Source organism: Pseudomonas sp. D47 (assembly GCF_045447305.1).
Taxonomy (GTDB): Bacteria; Pseudomonadota; Gammaproteobacteria; order Pseudomonadales; family Pseudomonadaceae; genus Aquipseudomonas.
In genome coordinates, this window is sequence record NZ_JBJGXU010000120.1 from 1 (window position 1) to 5209 (window position 5209).

Sequence of the window (5209 nt, forward strand, 5' to 3'; positions counted from 1 at the left end):
AAAGAATTCAACCCATAAAAAGATGTGTAGATACCGATGCTGCGATGGGGCCCGAACAGCCAGCAGAAAACTACCTGACACTCCCGCGCAACACGCCTACGCGTTCCTGCAACTGTGCAGGTGTCGCCGCCTCGGCCGTCACCGGCTCACCCGCCACCAACGTGACATGCGACCAGATCCGGTGAAAGAACCCCTTGCTCGGATCGCGACTGAAAAAACTCCCCCACAAGCCCTGCAACGCCATCGGAATCACCGGCACCGGCGTCTCCTCCAAAATGCGCGTCACGCCACCGCGGAACTCATTCATCTCACCGTCCCCGGTCAACTTGCCTTCCGGGAAGATGCACACCAACTCGCCCTCCTTCAGGTACTGGGCAATGCGTGTGAAGGCCTTTTCGTAGATCTGAATATCCTCGTGACGCCCGGCAATCGGAATCGCCCCGGCGGTGCGGAAGATAAAGTTGAGCACTGGCAAGCGGTAGATCTTGTAGTACATAACAAAGCGAATCGGCCGACGCACCGCGCCGCCAATCAACAAGGCATCGACAAACGACACGTGGTTGCACACCAGCAACGCCGCGCCTTCATCCGGAATCAGCTCAAGGTTGCGGTGTTCCACGCGGTACATGGAATGGCTGAGCAGCCAGATCATGAAACGCATGGTGAACTCGGGGACGATTTTGAAGATGTAGGTGTTGACTGCGATGTTGAGCAGCGACACCACCAGAAACAACTCAGGGATCGACAGCTTGGCCACGCTCAGCAGCAGGATCGACACGATGGCCGAAACCACCATGAACAACGCATTGAGAATGTTGTTGGCCGCGATCACCCGCGCGCGCTCGTTCTCGGCGGTGCGCGACTGGATCAGCGCGTACAACGGCACGATGTAGAAACCGCCGAACACGCCCAAACCGAGGATATCGAACAACACCCACCAGGCCTGGCCGTAACTGAGTACGGCCAACCAGTCGTTGGCCTGGACGTTCTGCGGGAAGCCGCCGGAGTGCCACCACAGCAACAGCCCGAACACGGTCAGGCCGAATGAACCAAACGGCACCAGGCCGATTTCGACCTTACGCCCTGAGAGCTTTTCGCAGAGCATCGAACCGAGGGCGATACCCACGGAGAACACCGTGAGAATCAGCGTCACCACGGTTTCGTCGCCGTACAACCATTCTTTGGCGTAGGCCGGGATCTGCGTGAGGTAGATCGCGCCGACAAACCAGAACCACGAGTTGCCGACGATCGAGCGCGACACCGCCGGCGTCTGCCCCAGGCCCAGGCGCAAGGTGGCCCAGGACTCGCTGAAAATGTTCCAGTTCAGGCGCAGCCCTGGCGTAGACGCCGCCGCGCGCGGAATGCTGCGGCTGGCCAGGTAACCCAGCACCGCCACGCCGACAATCGCCACGGCCACTATCGGTGCGTAATGGGTAGACGACATCATGACCCCGGCGCCAATGGTGCCGGCCAGGATCGCCAGAAACGTGCCCATCTCCACTAGGCCGTTGCCGCCCACCAGCTCATCGTCCTGCAATGCCTGGGGCATGATCGAGTACTTCACCGGGCCGAACAGCGCCGAGTGCGTGCCCATGGCAAGCAGCGCCAGCAGCATCAACTCCAGGTGATTGAACAAAAAGCCCGTGGCGCCGACGGCCATGATCACGATCTCGCCGATCTTGATCGCGCGGATCAGCGCGTCCTTGTTGAATTTCTCGCCAAACTGCCCGGCCAGCGCCGAGAACAGGAAGAACGGCAGGATAAACAGCAAGGCGCACAGGTTGACCCAGATGGAGCGGTCACCGTCGATGGTCAGCTTGTAGAGAATGGCCAGGATCAGCGATTGCTTGAAGATGTTGTCGTTGAAAGCGCCCAGTAACTGGGTAATGAAAAACGGCAGGAAGCGCCGTGTGCGCAGCAAGGTGAATTGTGAGGGGTGGCTCATCGTCCGTGTTCCTGCGTGGCCTGTAGGCTATTGTTGATTTTCAGGCCACGACTTTACCTAATCCCGCTTACTTATTCCCTAGTCCTGCAATGCAAGGCGATACAAAAAGCTCACCTTTATAGGCGCCCAGCACGGTGCGCGTGGCGACGAGCAGCCACATCAGCGCCAAGGCCACCACCAATACGCAGCCAAACAGGCTGAAAAAACCCAGGTGCAGCACGCTCGCAAGCTTCAGCGTGGCCAAGGCGTAGACGCCCAAGGGGAAGGTAAAGCCCCACCAGCCGAGGTTGAACGGGATACCGGCGCGCAGGTAACGCAGGGTGATCAACACGGCGATCAGCATCCACCACAGGCCGAAGCCCCACAGGGTGATGCCGGCCACCAGGCCGAGGCCGTTGGCCATCTCGCCTACGCCTGGCAACCCATTGGCCGCGAAGATCGCCGGCGCGTCGCCGCCCAGCAACAGCATGCCGAGGGCACCGGTGCCGATAGGCCCGAGGGCCAGCCAGCTCGACGCGGCCATGTTGGCGTGGGGCAATTTGTGCAAGGCCATGCGCAGCATCAGGATGGTCAGGATGCTGAACGCCACCGGCAGCGAAAACGCCCACAGCACGTAGCTGGTCACCAGCATCACCAGTTGCGAGTGAGCATCGGCCAGGTGCGGCGCCAGCAGGCCACCGCTGGCGGCGGCGACTTCAGCGGCGACCACCGGCAACAGCCACACGGCGGTCATCTGGTCGATGCTGTGTTCTTGGCGTGTGAACATCATGAACGGGATCAGCACGCCACAGGCCAACGCCATTGCCACGTCCAGCCACCATAAGGCTTCGGCCAACGGCACCACATCGGCGCCCCAGCGCGGCAGCCCGAACAGCAGCAAGCCATTGATAATCGTCGCCAAGCCCATGGGAATGGTGCCGAAGAACATCGACACCGTGGAGTGCCCGAAGATGCGCCGCGCCTCGTGGAAAAACATCAACCAGCGCGCCGCGTACAATACGCTGAACAGCACAAACAGGCCGATGGTGAACAGCCACAGCCCTTCGGCAATCGCCTGCAGGCCGGGCAGATTGATCGGCAATTGGGCCAGCGCAAGGGCCAGCACGCCGGTGCCCATGGTCGCGGCAAACCAGTTGGGGGTGAACTGGCGTATCACTTCCCGTGGGCGGGTCAGGTGACTGAAGGGTTTGTAAGTAGCGGTATTAGAGCAAGTCATGTTGGTAATCCTCTTCCTCGCATGAGGTTGAGATCATCATAGAACCTGAACGAATATCTATATAACGGGTAATATCTCTAACTGTTATCTACTTTACCAATATAGAGACACTGACTAGGCCGCCGCCTTGGCCCGCGCCGAATCCTGCAGCAGCAAACCGGCTAAGGCACTCAGGGCCAGCACGATGAGCACGGCGCCGTAGCCATCGGTAGTGGCGATCAGGCCAAACACTCGGCTTAGGTTACCCGCCAGCAGCGCGGGCACGCAGAACGCCAAGTAGCTCAGGACATAAAACGCCGACATCAACCCCGCCCGCTCATGAGGCAATGCCAAGCTCACGATACTGCGCACACTGCCCATGAACCCGCCGCCGAAGCCCAAACCTGCGATCACACTGGCAGCAAAGAACAGCCACAGGCTGGCGCTCTGCACTGCCACTAGCAGCAACGCCACGCCCACCGCCAACAGCACCGCCGAGAGGCGCATGACCTTGTCTGCCGGGCGATCACGCAGGCTGTAGATCATCACCGCACCGCTCAAGGTCACGACCGCCACCAGGCCGCCGCCGATCAGGTGCGAGGTCGAGCCGGTGGCGGCGCGCACCAGCGAGGGCGCCAACGAGGAAAAGAACCCACCCAGTGCCCACACCGCCACATTCAGCGGCATCACCAGCCACAAGCCCCGGCGCGCTTGCGCGGGCACATGCAGGGTGGGCGCCAGCGACTTCAGGGCACCCGGAATGCGGCTGACGGTTTCCGGCAAGCGCCACACATAAAGCGCCTGCAGCAGCATCAAGCCCAGCAGCGTGAAGTAAATCAATTGGGTCGGACGTGGGCCGTACTCCACCAGCAAGCCGCTGCCCAAGGCGCCACTGGCCATGCCCAGCAGCGGCGCGAGGCTATTGAGCATCGGGCCGCGCAGGCGGTCGGTGTCCAGCAGCGTTGCCGCCAGCACCGCGGTTGCCGTGCCGGTGGCGAAACCTTGCAGCGCTCGGGCGGCTATCAGGTAGGCGGTGCTGTCAGCGTTGATAAACAACAGCATCGACACAATATTGAGGATCAGTGCGACGAAAATCACCGGCTTGCGCCCCACATGGTCCGACAGCGAACCGACGGTCAGCAGCGCCGCCAGCAAGCTCACGGCATACACGCCAAAGATCACCGTCAGCATCGCTGCGGAGAAATGCAGGTTGTCCTGGTAAACCTGATACAGCGGCGTCGGCGCGCTGGACGCAGCGAGGAAGGTCAACATGGTGATGACCAGGAACGCCAAGCTGGAACGTTGAGAAATGACGCTAGGCATGTGCACACTCCACTAAAGCTAATATTTTGCTTTTGCGGAGTGTGCTACCGGCAAGCGCTTAAAGCAAATTCTTTGTGTTAAGGTTTTACGCATGGCGATTAAAGAAGGCCTTCGCCCGGGGGGCCGCAGTGCCCGGGTTCAAGAATCAGTGCATAACGCCGCGCGCGAACTGCTGGAAGCCCATGAGCGTTCCAGCGTTACCGTGCCGATGATTGCTGCGCGCGCGGGCGTTACGCCCTCGACCATCTACCGCCGGTGGGGCGACTTGGCTGCCCTGCTCGCCGACGTGGCGCTGGAGCGCCTGCGCCCGGACACCGAGCCCGCTAACACCGGCACCCTGCGCGGTGACTTGCGCGCGTGGGGGGAGCAATACCTGGATGAAATGAGCTCTGAGCTTGGGCGCAACATGATGCGCGACGTGCAGTGCAGTCATCCCAAGGACTATTGCAGCAACATTCTGATGGGCCAGTTGCAGATTATTCTCGACCGTTACCAAAGCAGCATCGACGTGCTGCCGACGCTGGATCGGTTGCTGAATTTGATCGCGGCGCCCACGGTGTATCGCAGCCTGTTTGCCAGTGCGCCGTTGCCGGTTGAAGAACTGCATGAATTGATTGAGCTGGCACTGAAAGGCTAAGAGCCCAACACCGATAAAACTGTGGGAGCTGGCTTGCCTGCGATAGCGGTGGGCCAGGTAACATTTCATCGCTGACATACCGCTATTCCAGCATAGGTATCTACGCAAG

Annotated in this window: 4 protein-coding genes; 1 reads left to right on the forward strand and 3 read right to left on the reverse strand. The window is 60.5% G+C overall.

The annotated features are described in order from the left end of the window. Positions 1-70 precede the first annotated feature (70 nt). From ACI77I_RS31500 to ACI77I_RS31510, 3 genes are all read right to left on the reverse strand, one after another. The gene (locus tag ACI77I_RS31500; protein WP_407000096.1) at positions 71-1945 is read right to left on the reverse strand and encodes an MFS transporter; all 1875 of its coding nucleotides are present in this window, start codon (positions 1943-1945) and stop codon (positions 71-73) included. Between the two features lie 67 nt (positions 1946-2012). Then, positions 2013-3161, reverse strand: coding sequence for a TDT family transporter (locus ACI77I_RS31505; protein ID WP_242155234.1), 1149 nt, complete (start codon positions 3159-3161; stop codon positions 2013-2015). Positions 3162-3275: 114 nt separating this feature from the next. Further along, positions 3276-4463, reverse strand: a complete 1188-nt coding sequence (locus ACI77I_RS31510; protein WP_094953828.1) for an MFS transporter — start codon at positions 4461-4463, stop codon at positions 3276-3278. 91 nt (positions 4464-4554) lie between these two features. Between ACI77I_RS31510 and ACI77I_RS31515 the strand changes: the two genes are divergently transcribed. After that, entirely contained in the window at positions 4555-5100 is a 546-nt protein-coding gene (locus tag ACI77I_RS31515; RefSeq protein WP_094953827.1) for a TetR/AcrR family transcriptional regulator, read from the forward strand. Positions 5101-5209: the final 109 nt, after the last annotated feature.

Excerpts from the sequence above, each read along its gene's own strand:
- ACI77I_RS31510 (WP_094953828.1), bottom strand. The coding sequence starts at position 4,463 with ATGCCTAGCGTCATTTCTCAACGTTCCAGCTTGGCGTTCCTGGTCATC.
- ACI77I_RS31505 (WP_242155234.1), bottom strand. The coding sequence starts at position 3,161 with ATGACTTGCTCTAATACCGCTACTTACAAACCCTTCAGTCACCTGACC.
- ACI77I_RS31515 (WP_094953827.1), top strand. The coding sequence starts at position 4,555 with ATGGCGATTAAAGAAGGCCTTCGCCCGGGGGGCCGCAGTGCCCGGGTT.
- ACI77I_RS31500 (WP_407000096.1), bottom strand. The coding sequence starts at position 1,945 with ATGAGCCACCCCTCACAATTCACCTTGCTGCGCACACGGCGCTTCCTG.